This is a genomic window from Paenibacillus mucilaginosus 3016 (assembly GCF_000250655.1).
GTDB classification, from domain to species: Bacteria; Bacillota; Bacilli; order Paenibacillales; family NBRC-103111; genus Paenibacillus_G; species Paenibacillus_G mucilaginosus.
The window spans coordinates 4544722-4562260 of the sequence record NC_016935.1 but is presented as its reverse complement, the minus strand read 5'-3'; the positions used below and the strand labels follow the sequence as shown (position 1 = coordinate 4562260).

The 17539-nt window shown below is 65.9% G+C and carries 2 protein-coding genes; both read left to right on the top strand.

Annotated elements, in window-relative coordinates:
- Positions 1-87: 87 nt before the first annotated feature.
- Entirely contained in the window at positions 88-1434 is a 1347-nt protein-coding gene (locus PM3016_RS37505; protein WP_081484337.1) for a condensation domain-containing protein, read from the top strand.
- The gene (locus tag PM3016_RS19340) at positions 1322-17539 is read left to right on the top strand and encodes a non-ribosomal peptide synthase/polyketide synthase (protein ID WP_238540616.1); all 16218 of its coding nucleotides are present in this window, start codon (positions 1322-1324) and stop codon (positions 17537-17539) included. Before PM3016_RS37505 ends, PM3016_RS19340 begins: the two co-directional genes overlap by 113 nt.

The window sequence follows — 17539 nt, the reverse complement described above, 5'->3', positions numbered from 1 at the left end:
CTCGGGTACCGGCGGGGCCGCCGATTTTTTACATACGAAATTACAACAGCAGCAATCCACCTATTGACGGGAGAAGGGACAGGCCGAATGACCTCGAAAATCGAAATTCAAAACGTATATGGGTTAACTCCGCTTCAGGAAGGCATGCTGTTTCATTCGCAATCGGACAGCGGGACGGGCGCCTATGTCCAGCAGCTGTTGATCCGGTTCAGCGGCGAACTGAGCGTGGAGGCGCTGCGGGAAAGCTATCTGGGCCTCGTGAAGCGCCATGATGTTCTGCGGACGGTCTTCCGTGCCTCGAACACGGATAAGCCGCTGCAGGTCGTGCTGAAGGAACGTCCGGTGAACATCCGGCAAGAGGATTGGCGTCACCTTCCGCCTGACGGGCAGGAGAAGAGGCTGGCGGACTTCGCCGGGGAGGACCGCAGAATTGGATTTGACCTCGCAAGAGAAGTACCCGTGCGCCTTACGGCGATCCGGCTCGGGGAGAGAAGCTCGGCGCTTCATCTCAGCTTCCACCATATCCTGCTCGACGGCTGGTCGCTCGGCCTGCTGCTGGGGGAGCTGTTCGACGGCTATACGGCGCATGTCAAGGGGAATGCCTATACGCCTGAGGCACCCGCTTTTGCGTTCGGACGGTATCTCCATTGGCTGTCCGGGCGGGATGACAAGGCAGCCGAATCTTACTGGCGGAGCTATCTCTCGGGGGTGGAAGGGATAAGCGGCCTGCCCCGTACAAGGCCTGCCTCCGTTTCTGCAGGAACGCAGAGTCCGGTAGAGACGTACTCGTTCTCCTTCGATGAGAAGCTGACCGGCGAACTGAACGCCCTCGCCCAGGCACACGGTGTGACGCTGAGCACGGTGTTCCAAACGCTGTGGGGCGTGCTCCTGCACCGCTACGGCGGAACGGAGGATGCGGTCTTCGGGTCCGTCGTGGCAGGACGGCCTGCCGGGCTGCCGGGCATCGAGCAGGCTCTGGGCCTGTTCATCCACACGGTCCCGGTCCGTGTGCAGGCAGGGAGCCGGAGCTTTTCCGCCATTCTGCAGGAGGTTCAGCAGGATGTTCTGGCCTCAGCGGACCACGAGGCGTATCCACTCTACGCCATTCAGGCCCTGCACGGCGGGCGGAGTCCGCTGTTCGATCATGTGGTGGCCTTCGAGAACTACCCGCTGGACCGGGACTCGCTGCTCGCCGCCTCGTCGGGCAGTACGGTGACGGATCTGGAGTGGCACGAGGAGACGAACTATGACGTCCATGTGACCGTTCATCCGGGCCGGGAACTCACCGTGCGCTGCGTGTACCGGCCCTCCGCCTTTGACCGTGGGATCTTCCGCCGTCTGGAAGGCCATCTTCGTATGCTGGCTGCCTCTGCGGTACGTTATCCGGAGCGGCCTGGCGGGGGAGCTGGACTATATAACGGGGGAGGAAAATAAAGCTCTGCTCGCCATGACAGCCGGGGAAGAGGGGGACTACCCGCGCGAAGCGACGCTGACCTCGCTCTTCGAGCGGCAGGCCGGGCTCCATCCCGGCAAGACGGCCGTGGTTTGCGGCCGGGAGCGGCTCAGCTACCGTGCGCTGAACCGGCGCGCGAACCGGATGGCCCGCGCGCTCCGGGAGCAGGGAGTCGGCCCCGACACGCTGGTGGCCCTGCTGATGGAACGCTCGGCGGATAGCGTGACGGCCATGCTGGCCGTCCTGAAGGCCGGAGGCGCCTACGTTCCGATCGATCCGGCCTATCCTCCGGACCGCATCCGCTTTATGCTCGAGGACTCCCGGTCCCGGGTGCTCGTTACCGACGGTTCGTTCCCAGGGACCCCGTCTGCGTCTGACGGGCAGGAATGGGAGCTGCCGGAGAGCGTCTCTGCCGTCATCTATACGAAGGACATGTGGAGTATGGAGGGAGAGGACGAGCACGCGGACAACCTCCCGGCGGTGAATCGTCCACAGGATCTCGCCTACGTGATCTATACCTCGGGAACGACCGGCACCCCCAAGGGAGTCATGATCGAGCACCGGCATGCCGTCCGGCTGCTTGTGCATGACCGGATGCCGTTCGACTTCGGAGCCCATGACGTGTGGAGCGTCTTTCACTCCTTCTGCTTCGATTTCTCCGTATGGGAAATGTACGGGGCTCTGCTCTACGGCGGTACCTGCGTGATCGTGCCGAAGGAAACGGCGCAGAACCCTGCGGCTTTCCTCGAGCTGTGCAGGGAGGAGGGCGTCACCATCCTCAACCAGACGCCGACCGCCTTCTACGCGCTGATTCAGGAGGCCTGCGGCAGCGTGCCCGCTCCGGAGCTGGCGGTGCGCACCGTGATCCTGGGCGGCGAGGCGCTGCAGCCGGTGCGGCTTGCCCCTTGGGCGGCAGCGTATCCCGCCGTCCGTCTCGTCAACATGTACGGGATTACGGAGACCACCGTGCATGTCACGTGGAAGGAGCTCGCTGCCGGCCATCTGGCGTCCGGTGCAAGCGTGATCGGCCGGCAGATTCCGACGCTGACCTGCCATGTGCTTGACGAGCGGCAGCGTCCCGTGCCCGTCGGGGTGGCAGGCGAGCTCTATGTCGGAGGCGAGGGGGTCGCCCGCGGCTACCTGAACCGGGAAGAGCTGACACGGCAGCGGTTCCTGCCCGATCCGCAGCTCCCCGGCGGGCGGCTCTACCGTACGGGCGATCTCGCCAGAAGGCTCGAGAACGGAGAGCTCGAATATCTCGGACGGATCGACGGGCAGGTCAAAATCCGGGGCCACCGGATCGAGACCGGGGAGATTGCGCACCGCCTGCTGCAGCATCCCCACGTGCAGGAAGCGTTCGTCACGGATGTCGAGCGGGACGGTGCGGCCGAGCTTGCCGCCTATATTGTTCCGCGTCCCGAGGCGGCGGAGGAGCTCCGTCACCATCTGTATCACCTGCGCGCCCATGCGGCTGAAGCGCTGCCGGACTATATGCTGCCCGCTTACTGGATGGTGCTCGACCGGCTGCCGATGACCCCCAACGGCAAAATTGACCGCAGAGCGCTTCCTGCGCCCGAGGCAGGCGGTTCCCGAGCTGCTTATGAGGCTCCCCGAAGCGAAACCGAACGCCGGCTCGCGGCCCTGTGGCAGGAATTGCTCGGCGTAGAGCGCATCGGCATCCACGACGATTTCTTCGCGCTCGGCGGGCACTCGCTGAAGGCTGCACGGCTCTCTTCGCAGATCTCAAGACATCTGGGAGTTCATGTGCCGCTAGCGGGAATCTTCGCAGCGCCGACCATCGCAGAGCTGGCCGCCGGTCTTGAGGAGCTGAAGAAGCCGGAGGCTTCGCTTGCCGCACGCATTCCTGAAGCGGAGGAGCAGACCGGTTACCCGGTATCCCCGGCACAGATGAGGGTGCTGCTCGCCAGCCGGATCGACGGCACCGGTACCGACTACAATATTCCGGCGGCTCTGCTGGTCGAAGGGCCGGCGGATGAGCGAATCTGGAAGGAGGCCCTGGAGCGGATCATCGAGCGGCATGAAGCGCTGCGGACTACCTTCCATGAGGAAGGGGAGGGCTGGGTGCAGAAGGTGCATCCGCCTTTTAAACTGGAAATTCCCGTATGGTCGTCGGAGGAGAAGGAGGTGCACTCCCTGATCCGGCAGCGGATCCGCCCCTTCGATGTATCCCGGCTGCCCCTGATCCGCGTGGAAAAGGTGGAGCTCGGCCCGGACCGGTCGCTGCTCTTCCTTGATGTGCACCATGCGGCTGTGGACGGCACCTCGCTCGGCATACTCATACAGGAGTTTACGGACCTGTGCCTGGGCCAAAACATAGAGCGTCCGCGGGTGCAGTACAAGGATTACGCGGTATGGCACCGTTCCAGGCTGCTCGGCGGAGCACTCCGGGAGCAGGAGGCTTATTGGCTGGACCGGCTGAAGGAGCTCCCTCCTGTACTGCAGCTTCCGGAGCTGGATGAAGCCGATGCGAAGGCCGCGGCTGAAGCTGACGATACCGGAGCTCTGTACCGCTTCCGGTTGAAGAGGGAGACGGCGGACAAGCTGAAACGGATCGCCCGGGAGAACGGCACGACGCTGTACTCCGTGCTGCTGTCCGTCTTCGGAGCGGTGCTCGGGAGAACGGCCGGACAGGATGACTTCCTGCTCGGAACGGCGGCGGCAGCCCGTCCCCATGCCGATCTCGAGGGCACGCTCGGCATGTTCGTGAATCTGCTGCCCCTGCGGGTACGGCCGGCGGCGGGCCTGTCGTTCCGCGACTATCTACGGTCCACGGCATCCGAAGCGCTGGCCGCCTTCGAGCACCAGGAATACCCGCTGGAGCTTGCAGCCGAGAAGCTGCAGGCGGACCGTGTACCCGGCCGCCATCCATTCTTCGGGACGGCATTTGTGATGCAGAACATGGAGCTGCCTGAAGTCCGTCTGCCGGGACTTCACCTTCGTCCCTACGAGCTGGACCACCGCTCCGCGAAGTTCGATCTCACGCTGCACGCCTGGGAGGATGAAGAAGGCATCCGGCTGCTGGCGGAATACCGCGTCACCCGTCACTCCGCCCGCACGGCCGAGCGGCTGATGGACCGGTTTGCCGCTCTTGCGGAGGCCGTGGCGGAGCAGCCCGAGCGGCTCCTTGGCGACCCGCAGCTGCTGCCGGAGTCGGAGCGGCGGATGCTCTCCGACTGGAACCGCGTCAGCCGGCGGCCGCAGGATTCCCGTACGACCGCCGGCCTGCTGCTCGAGATGGCCCGGCTGGTGCCGGACCGCACGGCGGTCGAATGCGGCGGGGAGTCCATGACGTATGGTGATCTTCGTCTCCAGGCGAAGAGGATTGCACGCGGGCTGAGGCGTCGGGGAACCGGGCGCGGCAGCGTCACGGCCCTGATGCTGGAGCCGTCGGCCCGGCTCGCTGCGGTCGTGCTCGGCGTCTGGCTTGCCGGCTCGGCCTACGTGCCGGTCGATCCCGCAGCCCCGGCAGAGCGGCTTAGGAGCATCCTGGAGGACAGCGGGGCTGAGGTGCTGCTGACTACAGCGGATTTGGCCGCGGAGACCGGGTCCCTATTGGCTGCATGGGAGCTCCACGGAACCGCGGTGGCTGATCTGGACGAACTGCTTGGCGGTGAAGAGTCGGAGGGCGGAACAGCTCTTCCTGGGGAAGACCTGCTTCCCGATCCGGCCGATCTCGCTTATCTCATCTATACCTCGGGCACCACGGGTGTGCCCAAGGGTGTCCCGATCACGCATGGCGCGGTTTCGGGAACCCTGCTGTGGCGCAGGTACGCGTACGGTCTGACCGCGGAGGATGCCGTGCTCCCGCTGCTCGATTACACGTTTGACGCGTTTATCAGCAGCTTTTTCACCCCGCTGATCAGCGGTTCCCGCGCTGTGCTGCCGGACAGGGAAGAGCGCAGGGACCCGCAGCGGATCCGGGAAGCCGTACGGCGTTCGCGGGTCACGCACCTCATCTGCGTGCCGAGCCTGTATCAGGCGCTGCTGGATGTCTTCGGGGAGGAGGAATCCCTGCTCATCCGTACGGTAACGCTCGGCGGAGCCCCGCTGACCCGTGCCCTGGCAGCCCGAAGCACCGCCTGGAGCCACGGGACCGAACTTGTCAACGAGTACGGACCGACCGAGAACAGCATCGTCACCACCATTCAGCGTGACGCCGGACGGGCACGGGAGATGAGCATCGGCCGGCCGGTTGCGGGGAGCCGCATCTATGTTCTCGACGAAGCAAGAGCGCCGCTGCCCCCAGGCACGCCGGGCGAGCTCTGTATCGCAGGTCCGGGACTTACCGAGGGCTACCGGAACCGGCCGCAGGAGACCGCCGTCTCCTTCTTTCGGAGCCCCTTTGTTCCGGAGGAACGGCTGTACCGGACGGGGGACCGGGCCCGCTGGATGCCGGACGGCACGCTGGAATATCTGGGCCGCCGCGACGAGCAGGTCAAGATCCGCGGCTACCGGATTGAGCTGGCCGAGATCGAGGCCGCGCTGCTCCGTCTGCCCGGCATGAGGGAAGCTGCGGCAGCCGTGCTGGAGGAGGAAGGGGCCTCCCGGCTGAGCGTGTATTTCACTGCGGAGATGACCTACAGCCCTGCAGACCTCAAACAGGCGCTGGCCGGCCTCCTGCCGGATTATATGCTGCCTGCCTACTATGTGCAGCTCGAAGCGATGCCGCTGACCGCAAGCGGCAAGCCGGACCGCCGGGCGCTGCCCCGGCCGCAGCGCATTCATGCCCCGGCAGGCCGTTATGAAGCGCCGCTCACCGAGCTGGAACAGGAGCTCGCCGGCCTCTTCGCCGAGGTGCTCGGACAGGAGAGGGTTGGGCGTCACGATTCCTTCTTCGAGCTCGGCGGCCATTCGCTCAAGGCGATGGGGCTGCTGGCCCGGGTGGAGGCCCGCTGGGGCCGCCGCTTCTATCTGGCGGAAGTGTTCCGGCAGCCGACCCCAGCCGGACTTGCCCGTCTGCTGGAGGAGGGAGGAGCGCCGGACCGGCCGGAGATGGAGATCGGACCGGCTGAGCCGGCCCCGTATTACCCGGTTACCCCGGAGCAGCGCAGGCTGCTGGCTCTGCACGGGCTCGAAGGCGCGGGCCTGGCCTATCATATGCCTACCGTCCTGCGCTTGAAGGGAGCGCTGGATAAGAGCCGTCTGGCCGCGTCGTTCCGTGAGCTGGTCCAGCGGCACGAAGCGCTCCGGACCTATTTCGGTACGGTGGGAGATCAGCCCGTCCAGTACATCGCCGATGACGCCCAGCTGGAAGTGGAAGAGTTCTGCCCGCCGAACCTGAAGGAATCGTTGGAAGCAGCCGAGGATACGAGAGATGATGCAGGGGATGCAAACGAAGTCCGCCTGGGGAGGGTCATGGAAGCCTTCCTGCGTCCATTCGATCCGGGCCAGGCTCCTCTCCTGAGGGTGGGTCTGGCAGACGGCGGCTTCGGGGAGCACCTGCTGCTCATCGACCTCCACCACCTGATCGCCGACGGCACGTCGGTGAACCTGCTTCTTCGGGAGTGGCTGGAGCTGTATGAAGGGCGGCCGCTGCCTGCCCCCGCTCTGCAGTACAAGGATTATGCCGTATGGCGTACCTCCGGTGCCGACGCAGAGCGCAGGGAGGAGCAGAGAGCCTACTGGCGGAACGCGCTGACCGGAGAGCTACCGGTGCTGGAGCTGCCGTCCGACCATCCGCGCCCCCTGGCGCAGCGCTTCGAAGGGGAACATCACACGTTTGCCCTGAGTCCCGAGCTGTCCGGCCGGGTCCGCAGGCTGGCGCAGGAGAACGGCATGACCCTGTACATGCTGCTGCTCGCAGCCTATGGCCTGCTGCTGTCCAAGCATGCCGGCCAGGAAGAGGTCATGATCGGCACTCCGGTATCCGACAGACCGCGCAAGGAGCTGGAAGGGACGGTCGGCATGTTCGTCGGCACCCTGCCGCTAAGGCTGTATCCCGCACCGGACAAACCGTTCGCAGCTTATCTCGGTGAAGTGAAGGAAGCGGTGCTTGGTGCGCTGGCCCACCGGGAGCTGCCGTTCGAGGAGATCGTGGAGCTGCTGGAACTCCCGCGCGACGTCAGCCGCAACCCGCTCTTCGACGCCATGTTCGTGCTCCACAATATGGAGCTCGCGAACCTGGCAAGCCGGGAGCTGGTGCTGCAGCCCGTAGAGGCGGGACTGCGGACCGCCAAGTTTGACCTCACGCTGGCAGCTTATGAGGAGGGGGGTACCCTCCGGCTGGTGCTCGAGTACAGCACTGCGCTGTTCCGTGCGCAGACGGTGAAGATGTGGGCGGATCGCTTCGTCCGCCTGCTGGAATCCGCCACGGCAGAGATGCCGGAGAACCGGACTCTCGCCGGATTGAATCTGCTGAGCGGGGAGGAGAGACGCCGCGTCCTGCACGAAGATCAGGGGCCTGAGGCCGGTATGCCGCGCTACCCCACCGTCCAAGCCTGGTTTGAAGCGCAGGCGGAGGCTCTGCCGGAGCGGACGGCCGTCGTCTGCGGAGGGACCCGCCTGACCTACGCGGAACTGAATAGCGAGGCGAACCGCATCGCCCATGCCCTGCGGAGCAGAGGGGCCGGCAGGGAAGTCCCAGTCGTCCTTCTCCTGGAGCGGTCAGCCTCCTTCATCACCGCCGTCCTCGGCGTTCTGAAGGCGGGCGGGACGCTCGTGCCGGTGGACCCCGCTTATCCCGGAGAGCGCATAGAACGTGTCATCTCGGAAAGCGGCGCGGACTTCATTTTGACCAGCAGACCCATGCAGGAACGGATTCCTTCCATGCGGCAGATCAGGGCGGGAGTGACTCCCCTGGAATACACTGAGCTGCTTGAAGAAGGACCGCACCTTGGCTCCGGCAATCCCGATCCCCTTAACGAGAGCCGGGACCTGGTCTACGTCATCTACACCTCGGGCACGACCGGTGTCCCCAAAGGCGTCATGCTCGAGCACCGGAACCTGCTGACCCTGCTCGAGGATCAGATTCTGGGCGGCGGGGCCGACTGCACGGGAAGGGTCGCGCAGTTCGCCTCGCAAGGCTTCGATGTCTGCTACCAGGAGGTGTTCACCACCCTCCTTTCCGGGGGCGAGCTTCACGTGCTGGACGACGAGACGCGCCGCGATCCGTCCTTGCTGCTCGACTATCTTGACCGGGAAGGGATCCGCACCGTCTTCTGGCCGCCGGCCCTTCTTCGAACCTTGTTCGGCAGTCCCGTGTATGCGTCCAGGTTCCCGTCCGGGGTCCGCGAGATCGTTACGGCCGGCGAACAGCTGGTGATTCCAGCGGAGCTGCGCGCACATATGAAGCTGCACGGCGTCACGCTGCACAATCATTACGGGCCATCGGAGACCCATGTCGTCACGACGCATACGCTTCGGCCGGAGGATTCCCTGCCGGATCTTCCGCCGATCGGCCGGCCGATCCGCGGCACCCGGCTGTATGTGATGGACCGGGAGCTGCAGCTCGTGCCGGAAGGCTCGCCGGGTGAACTGTTCATTGCGGGCTCAGGTGTCGGGCGCGGCTATTACCGGTCTCCGGACCGCACCGCCGAGAGGTACATCCTGCATCCGCACGTGCCCGGGGAGAGGCTGTACCGCACAGGAGACGTGGTCCGCAAGCTGCCGGACGGCACTTATGCGTACCTGGGCCGCACGGACCAGCAGCTCAAGATCCGCGGTCACCGGGTGGAGTCCGGGGAGATCGAAACCATGCTGCAGCGGCACCCGCAGGTTCTCGAGGCGGCCGTCACCGTCGTCACCGGCGGGGAGGGAGCCGGGCAGCTGTGCGCCTACCTTGTCGCGGCTGCCGGCGGCACACTGAACGCCCCGGAGATCCGCGCCTATGCGGCAGGGGTACTGCCCGCTTACATGGTTCCGGATTATTACGTGCCGCTGGAGCGCCTGCCGCTCACGCCCAGCGGCAAGCTGGACCGCAGAGCACTGCCCGCCCCGTCCGCATCCCTGCATGCCGGCCGCCGCTACGAGGCGCCGGAGACCGCGACGCAGCGGATGCTGGCCGGCCTGTGGCAGGAGGTCCTGGACGTGGAGCGCATCGGCGTGGACGACAGCTTCTTCGAGCTCGGCGGGCATTCGCTCCGTGCGATGACCTTCGCCGCCCGGCTGGAGCAGGAGGGGGGCATCCGCCTTCCGCTGCGCGAGCTGTTCAGCCATCCTACGATCCGGGAGCTGGCCCGCCGGCTGCAGGAAACGGAAGGAACCGGGGAGCTGCCGGCCATCCGGCGGCAGGATGCCCGGGGAACCTATCCCGTCTCGTCCGCCCAGCGGCGGATGCTCATCCTGCATGAGCTCGAAGGGGCGCAGCTCAGCTACAATCTTCCCGCCGCCTTCCGGCTCCGGGGGAGCCTGGATGTGAACAGGTTCAAGGCCGCGCTGCAGCAGCTGATGGACCGCCATGAGATTCTCCGCACTTCGTTTGCGGCCGGCGGCGAAGGAGGCTTCACGCAGCGGGCCGCCGCCAAACTCGAGGTCCCTCTGGTTTATGCGGAAACCGATGAAGCGGGTGCCGAGGCATGGACGGAAGGATTTGTCCGCCCGTTCGACCCGGGAACAGCCCCCTTATTCAGGGCCGCACTGCTTCGTACAGGCCCACAAACATACCGGCTGCTGATCGACATGCACCACCTGATCACGGACGGCTTATCCGTGGGGCTCTTCACCCGGGAGCTGTCCCTGCTCTACGCCGGGCAGGCGCTGGAGGCGCCGGAGCTGCAGTATGGCGATTATGCGGTATGGCAGGCCTCATGGAGAGAGGGGCGGCACTACGCCGCCCAGCGGGAGTATTGGCTGCAGGCGCTGGACGGGGAGCTGCCCGTGCTGGAGCTGCCGCTCGACCGGCCCCGTCCGAGGTACAGAGACTTCGCAGGCGGCCGCATCCCGTTCTCCATCGGCGCAGAGCTGACCGCTTCGCTGAAAGCTCTCGCCCGGGAGACCGGGAGCACCCTGTATATGGTGCTGCTGGCCGCCTACGGGGTGCTGCTGTCAGGGTACGCCGGCCAGGAGGAGCTGCTCGTGGGCACGCCGGTCAGCGGCCGGCCGCGGGCCGAGTTAGCCTCGATGCTCGGGCTGTTTACAGGCACCGCCGCCATGCGGCTGCGTCCCGAAGCGTCCAGGTCCTTCCTGGATTATCTCGAAGAGGTAAAACAAACGGCTCTGGGCGCCTTCGACCACGCGGACTATCCGTTCGAAGAGCTTGTGGAGGCGCTTGGGATCCGCAGGGATTTCAGCCGCAGCCCGGTCTTCGATACCTTGTTCGCACTGCAGCCGCAGGGAACGGCGGAGTGGAGCCTGCCGGGCATTGAAGTCGAGGCGCAGGAGGTGAGTCATACGGCCTCCAAATTCGATCTCTCCCTCTATGCTGCCGAGTCGGAAGAGGGGATCGACTTCGTGTTCGAGTACGCCTCCACCCTGTTCCTGCCGGAAACGGTGATACGCTGGGCGGGGCACCTCGAGAAACTGCTGGGCTCCATCGTCAGCCGGCCCGGCCGGCAGCTGGGAAGCTTCGAGCGGATCGGGGAAAAGGAACTGCAGCGGATCCTTGAATCCGACAATGCAACGGAAGCGGACTTCCCCCGCACGCAGACGCTGCACGGCCTGTTCGAGGAGCAGGCTCAAGCCTGCCCCGACGCTCCCGCCGTACAGTTCGGGGACAGGAGCCTCACCTATGGCGAGCTGAATCTTCGCTCGGACCGGGTGGCCGCAGCCCTCCGGAGAAGAGGGGTGGGGCCTGATGAGATCGTAGGAATCCGGATGGAACGTTCGCTGGCCCTCATGGCCGGGATCCTCGGCATCCTCAAGGCCGGAGCCGCCTATCTGCCGATTCAGCCGGAGTGGCCTCAGGAACGTCTAGACTACGTGCTGGAAGACAGCGGAGCACGTGTCGTGCTCAGCGACGACAGGGGAAGGGACGAGGTCCTTTCGGCGGCCTCCGAAGCGGCGGTGATCGTGCTGACGCCGGAGGGCCGGCTGACGGAGTCTTCGGGGGGGCCGGCCGGCACACCCGAAGATCAGGAAGCGGCAGACAGCGCTTCTGCCGGACCGGAGCATCTGGCGTATGTCATGTACACCTCCGGTTCGACGGGCCGGCCGAAAGGCGTCATGATCGAGCACCGTTCGATCGTGAACCGTCTGCACTGGATGCAGAAACAGTATCCGCTGGGTCCGGAAGACGCCATTTTGCACAAAACGCCGTTCACCTTCGACGTCTCCGTCTGGGAGCTGTTCTGGTGGGCGCTGGGCGGCGCCCGGATCGTCCTGCTCGCCCCAGGGGAAGAGAAGGATCCGGCCGCCGTCGTGGAGGCCGTAAGAACGGGCGGCGTCACCGTGATGCATTTCGTCCCGTCCATGCTGCAGGCGTTCCTGAATCACGCCGGGACACCCGGCGGCACCCGGGGCCTGTCCAGCCTGCGCCGCGTCTTCGCCAGCGGGGAGGCGCTTCAGCCCTGGCACGCGGAGGGCTTCCTGCGCCTCCTGACCCGGCCCCGCGGCACGACGCTGCATAATCTGTACGGCCCGACGGAGGCTTCGGTCGACGTGTCTTATCATGACGTCACGGAGAAGGACAGCATGGGACCGGTGCCCATCGGACGGCCGATCGATAACATGCGGCTGTACGTGCTCAGCCCGACCGGACAGCAGCAGCCGGTCGGTGTCCCCGGCGAGCTCTATCTTGCCGGCGTGGGACTGGCCCGCGGGTATCTCGGCAGGCCGGAGCTGACGGCCTCCGTCTTCCTGCCGGACCCGTTCCGGGCAGGGGAGCGGATGTACCGCTCCGGCGACCGGGCGCGGCGGCTGGCTGACGGGTCGATCGAATATCTCGGACGCAGCGACCACCAGGTCAAGGTGCGCGGCTACCGGATCGAGCCGGGCGAGATTGAGGCCCGCCTGTCGGAGCTGCCTTTTGTCTCCGAGGCCGTGGTGGCCCCCGTCCGGGATGCGGACGGAGAGACCGAGCTCTGCGCTTACGTGGTGAGCGTCCCGGGAGCCTCTTGGACACCCGGCGAGGTGCGGGAGGCGCTCTCGCATACGCTCCCGGCCTACATGATTCCGGCCCGGTACGCCTCCCTGGACCGGCTCCCGCTCACGCCAAGCGGCAAAGTGGACCGGCGGGCGCTGCCGCGCCCCGAAGCGTTCCACCCGGCAGCGGAAGCAATGGAATGGCCGGCCGGCGAGCGGGAGCAGAGGCTGGCGGCCGTATGGTCGGGGGTGCTCGGTCATCCGGTGATCGGAAGGAACCAGTCCTTCTTCGACCTCGGCGGCCATTCGCTCAAGGCCGTCAACCTGATCCAGACGGTAAGACGCGATCTGGGCTGGGATCTGTCGCTGCGGGATGTCTTCGAGCATCCTACCTTGAGCGGCATGGCTGCTGCGGCGGCCCGGCGGCCGGTGCTTCCGGACGGCGGGGATCTGCGGCCGGCTCTTCCACAGGAGGCCTATCCGGTCTCATCCGCGCAGAAGCGGCTGTACGTGCTGCAGCAGCTCCAGGGCGCAGGGATCAGCTACAATATGCCGGCCGTCTTCGTTCTCCGGGGCCGCCCGGACATCCGGCGCATGGAGGAGGCGCTGACCCGCCTGACCGGGCGGCATGAAGCGCTGCGGACCGCCTTTGCGCTGCAGGACGGCGAGGTGGTCCAGCGGATCCTGCCGCCGGTTCCGGTGAGCATCACCCGTTATGCAGCCGATAGCGAGGGGGCGGCGAAGGATCTGATCCACGCCTTTGTCCGGCCATTCGACCTCAGCGAAGCTCCGCTGTTCCGGGCCGGACTGATCGAACTGCAGGGCACGGCGGAAGCCTGGCTGCTTCTTGACATGCACCACATCATCTCCGACGGGGTTACCCTCAGCGTCCTTACGGATGAATTCATGAGGCTGTACGCCGGGGAACCGCTGCCGGCAATAGAGCTGCAGTACAAGGATTACGCCGTGTGGCAGCGTGCCCTCCTGAAGAGCGGGGCTTCCCAAGCCCTCGAGGCCTACTGGCTGGCGCAGCTGGGCGGCGAGCTTCCCGTACTGCAGCTTCCCGGCGACGCGCCGCGTGCGGCCGTCCGGACCTTTGCCGGAGGGCGGGCCTTCTTCGAGATCGGGGAAGAAACGACCGCAGCCTTGTACCGGCTGACCCAGGAAACGGGAACCACACTCTATATGGTGCTCCTGGCCGTCTATTCCATCCTGCTGTCGCGCCTTGGGGGAGCCGAAGAGCTGACCGTGGGCACCCCGGACGCCGGACGCTTCCGGCCGGAGCTTCAGCGGATGGCGGGCGTCTTCGTCAATACGCTGGTGATGCGGGTGCGGCCTGAGCCGCAATGGACACTTCATACGTTCCTGGCCGCCGTGCGGAAGACGGTGCTTGAGGCGTTCGAGCACGGCGAATACCCGTTCGAGGAGCTCGTGGACAAGCTGCCGCAGCGCCGGGACCCGGGGCGCAATCCGCTTTTCGATGCGATGCTCGTCCTGCAGAATATGGAGAAGCAGACGCTGCGCACTTCAGAATTCACTCTGACCGAATACGAGATTGACCCGGGGACGGCCAAGGTCGACCTGGCGCTGTACGTCTCCGAGGAGCAGGGCCGCCTCCGCTGCATGATGGAATACGATGCGGACCAGTTCCTGCCGCAGACGATCGAGCGGTGGGCGGGTTATCTGCAGCGGCTGGCGGAAGATGCGGCTGGCGCTCCTCACCGCACGATCAAGCAGTTGGAGTGGCTGGACGAAGCGGAACGCCAGACCCTGCTGTACGGGTTCAACGATACCGAAGCCGGCTTCCCATCCGGCGAAACCTTGATCTCGCTCTTCGAAAAACAGGCCAGCCGCACGCCCGGCCATACAGCGGTCATCGGGACGGACGGCACCAGGCTGACCTATGCGGAGCTGAATGAGTGTGCCGGCCGGCTGGCGGCGAAGCTTCGCAGGGAAGGGGTAGGGCCGGGAGCCGTGGCCGCGGTCCTGGCCCACCGGTCCCTCGAAACCATTATCGGCCTGTACGGCATCCTGAAGGCCGGGGGAGCGTACCTGCCGGTTGATCCGGGGTACCCGGCGGAGCGCATTGCTTATCTGCTGGAGGACAGCGGAGCGGCGCTGCTCCTGACGCACACCTCCGCAGCTGCGGAAGCGGGAGCGGCCGAGGCGCTGGCGGCCTATACGGGACGCATCCTGATGCTGGACGGGAATTATGCCGGCGATGGTGACGAGTGGAACGCAAGTATCCTATTCACTGACGGTGCGAACCTGGATGAGTCTTGGCCTAATTCAATGGACGGAGCTTCGCCGGACGATCTCGCGTACGTGATCTACACCTCCGGCTCCACCGGCCTGCCCAAGGGCGTCATGATCGAGCACCGGTCGGCGGTCAACCGGATTCATTGGATGCAGAAGGCTTTTCCGCTCAGCGCGGGGGATGTGCTCCTGCACAAAACGCCGTTCACCTTCGACGTCTCCGTCTGGGAGCTGTTCTGGTGGCCGGTCGCCGGTGCGGCCCTCTGCCTGCTGGCCCCCGGGGGTGAAAAAGACCCGTCCCTGCTGGTCGAAACGATCGAAAGGGAGCGGGTGAGCGCAGTCCATTTTGTACCCTCCATGCTGCAGGCCTTCCTCGACCATGTACAGGAGCGGGCATGCGAAGCGCGGCTGGCCGGTCTCCGGTACCTGTTCGCAAGCGGCGAAGCGCTGCCGCTGCCGCAGGCTGGCCGGTTCCACGGGATGCTTCACGAGCCGAACGGCACCCGGCTGATCAACCTCTACGGCCCGACGGAAGCGGCCGTGGACGTGACCTATTTCGACTGCTCGGCGGACGCGCGGCTCGAACGCGTGCCGATCGGCCGGCCGATCGACAATATCCGGCTGTATATCGTGAGCCCGCTCGGACAGCTGCAGCCCGTCGGTGTGCCCGGCGAGCTCTGCATCGCGGGCGTCGGCGTAGGCCGCGGGTACTGGAGAAGGCCGGAGCTGACCGCGGAGAAATTCGCCGCGAACCCGTTCGAGCCCGGCGGCGTGATGTACCGTACCGGCGATCTGGCCCGCTGGCTGCCCGACGGGAATATCGAGTACCTCGGCCGGATCGACCATCAGGTTAAGATCCGCGGCCACCGGGTGGAGCCGGGCGAGATCGAAGCGGCTCTGCTGCGGACGGGCCTCGTCCGCGAAGCTGCAGTGACCGCTGCCGCTCCGGCTGAAGGTCACAGCGAGCTCTGCGCCTATTTCGTGGCAGAGGGGGAGTCCGGCACGGCTGCGCTGCGGCAGGAGCTTGCACGGCTGCTCCCGGCCCACATGATCCCGTCCCGGTTCACGAGGCTGGAGGCGATGCCCCTGACCCCCAGCGGCAAAATCGATCGCCGGGCCCTTCCGCTTCCGATAGCCGGCGGCCGGACGGAGACGGAATACGTTCCGCCCCGCGAGCCGATGGAGCTCCTGCTCGCGGAGCTCTGGCAGGAGCTGCTCGGCAGCGGCCGGGTGGGCCTGCGCGATAACTTCTTCGAGCTTGGCGGCGATTCGATCAAGGGCCTGCAGATCGTCTCCCGTCTGCACGGGCAGGGCTGGGAGCTGTCCGTCCGCGAGCTGCTCCAGTATCCGACCCTCGGGGAGCTGGCGCCCCTGGTTCGGGCCGCCCGGCTGACGGCCCAGCAGGATGCCGTCCAGGGAGAAGCGGAGCTTAGCAGCGTGCAGTCCTGGTTCTTCCGCACGCAGCGCCGGGAGCCGCATCACTTCAACCAGGCCTTCATGCTGTACCGCCGGGAAGGCTGGGACCCCGAACGGCTGCGGGCCACGGTGTCCCGGCTCGTCGAGCACCATGACGCGCTGCGAACCGTCTTCCCCGTGAAGGAGGGAAGGCGCGTTCAGCGGTTCCGGGGAACCGAAGAGCCGGAGAAGCTGTGGAGCCTTGCCATCTGCGATGTAAGGGAATATGCCGACCCGTCCGGACGCATTCACGAAGAAGCCGAAGCGCTGCAGCGCGGGATGAATCTCGAAGAAGGCCCGCTGCTTCGGCTCGGCCTGTTTCGGGCGGCCGATGGAGACCATCTGCTCATCGCCATTCATCACCTCGCGGTGGACGGCGTCTCCTGGCGCATTCTGCTGGAGGATCTCGGAAGCTTGTACAGCGGGTCAGCCTCGGCTGCCCCGGTCCCTCTGCCGCCCAAGACCGACTCTTACCTGGCTTATACGGCTGTCCTGCGGGAGTACGCCGAGAGCGGCCGGTTGAAGAAGGAAGAGGCGTACTGGAGAACGATGGCCGGCACGGAGGCGGACAGCCTGCCCAAGGATGGGGAAATGCTGCAGGTCCGTCTGCGCCGGGACGCCCGCTACACGGAAGCGAAGCTGGATAACGCGGATACCCAGCGGCTGTTAAAAGAAGTCCACCATGCCTACGGGACGGATCCCGAGGAGCTTCTCCTCACGGCCCTCGGGCTGGCGCTGAAGGAATGGACCGGCGGGAGCCGGTTCCGGGTCACCCTGGAGAGCCACGGCCGCGATGCGCTGCCGTCCGGACTGAACGTCTCCCGAACCGTAGGCTGGTTCACGGCGCTGTATCCGGCGCTGCTCGATGTAGGCGGAGCAGTAATGGACCCGGTCTCCGAGACCGAAGACGGGATGACGCAGAACAAGTTGTCGAAAGCCATCCGCAGCGTCAAGGACGGGCTCCGGCGCATACCGGACAAGGGGCTCGGCTACGGACTCCTCACGGAGCTCCTGCAAGCAGCTCTGCCCGCGCTTCCGGCCGAGATTCTCTTCAATTATCTGGGCCAAACGGACGGCGAGCTGCAGGACGGTCTGTTCGGTCTCTCCCCGTACGGCACAGGCGAGATGATGTCGCCGGAAGGAGAGAGGCCTGCGGCCATCGAGCTCACGGCCATGATCCACGGCGGCGAACTGCATCTGCGGCTCGAGCACGATCCCCGCGAATTTGCGCCGGACACGATGGACCGGCTGTTGGCCGGCATCCTGTGCGCGCTCCGCGAACTCATCGCCCACTGTTCAGCCCGGGAGACCGGGGAACGGACGCTGAGCGATTACAGCGACGGGGAGCTGACCGAGGAAGCGTACGCGAGCATCGAAGAGCTGCTGGAGCTGCTGTAA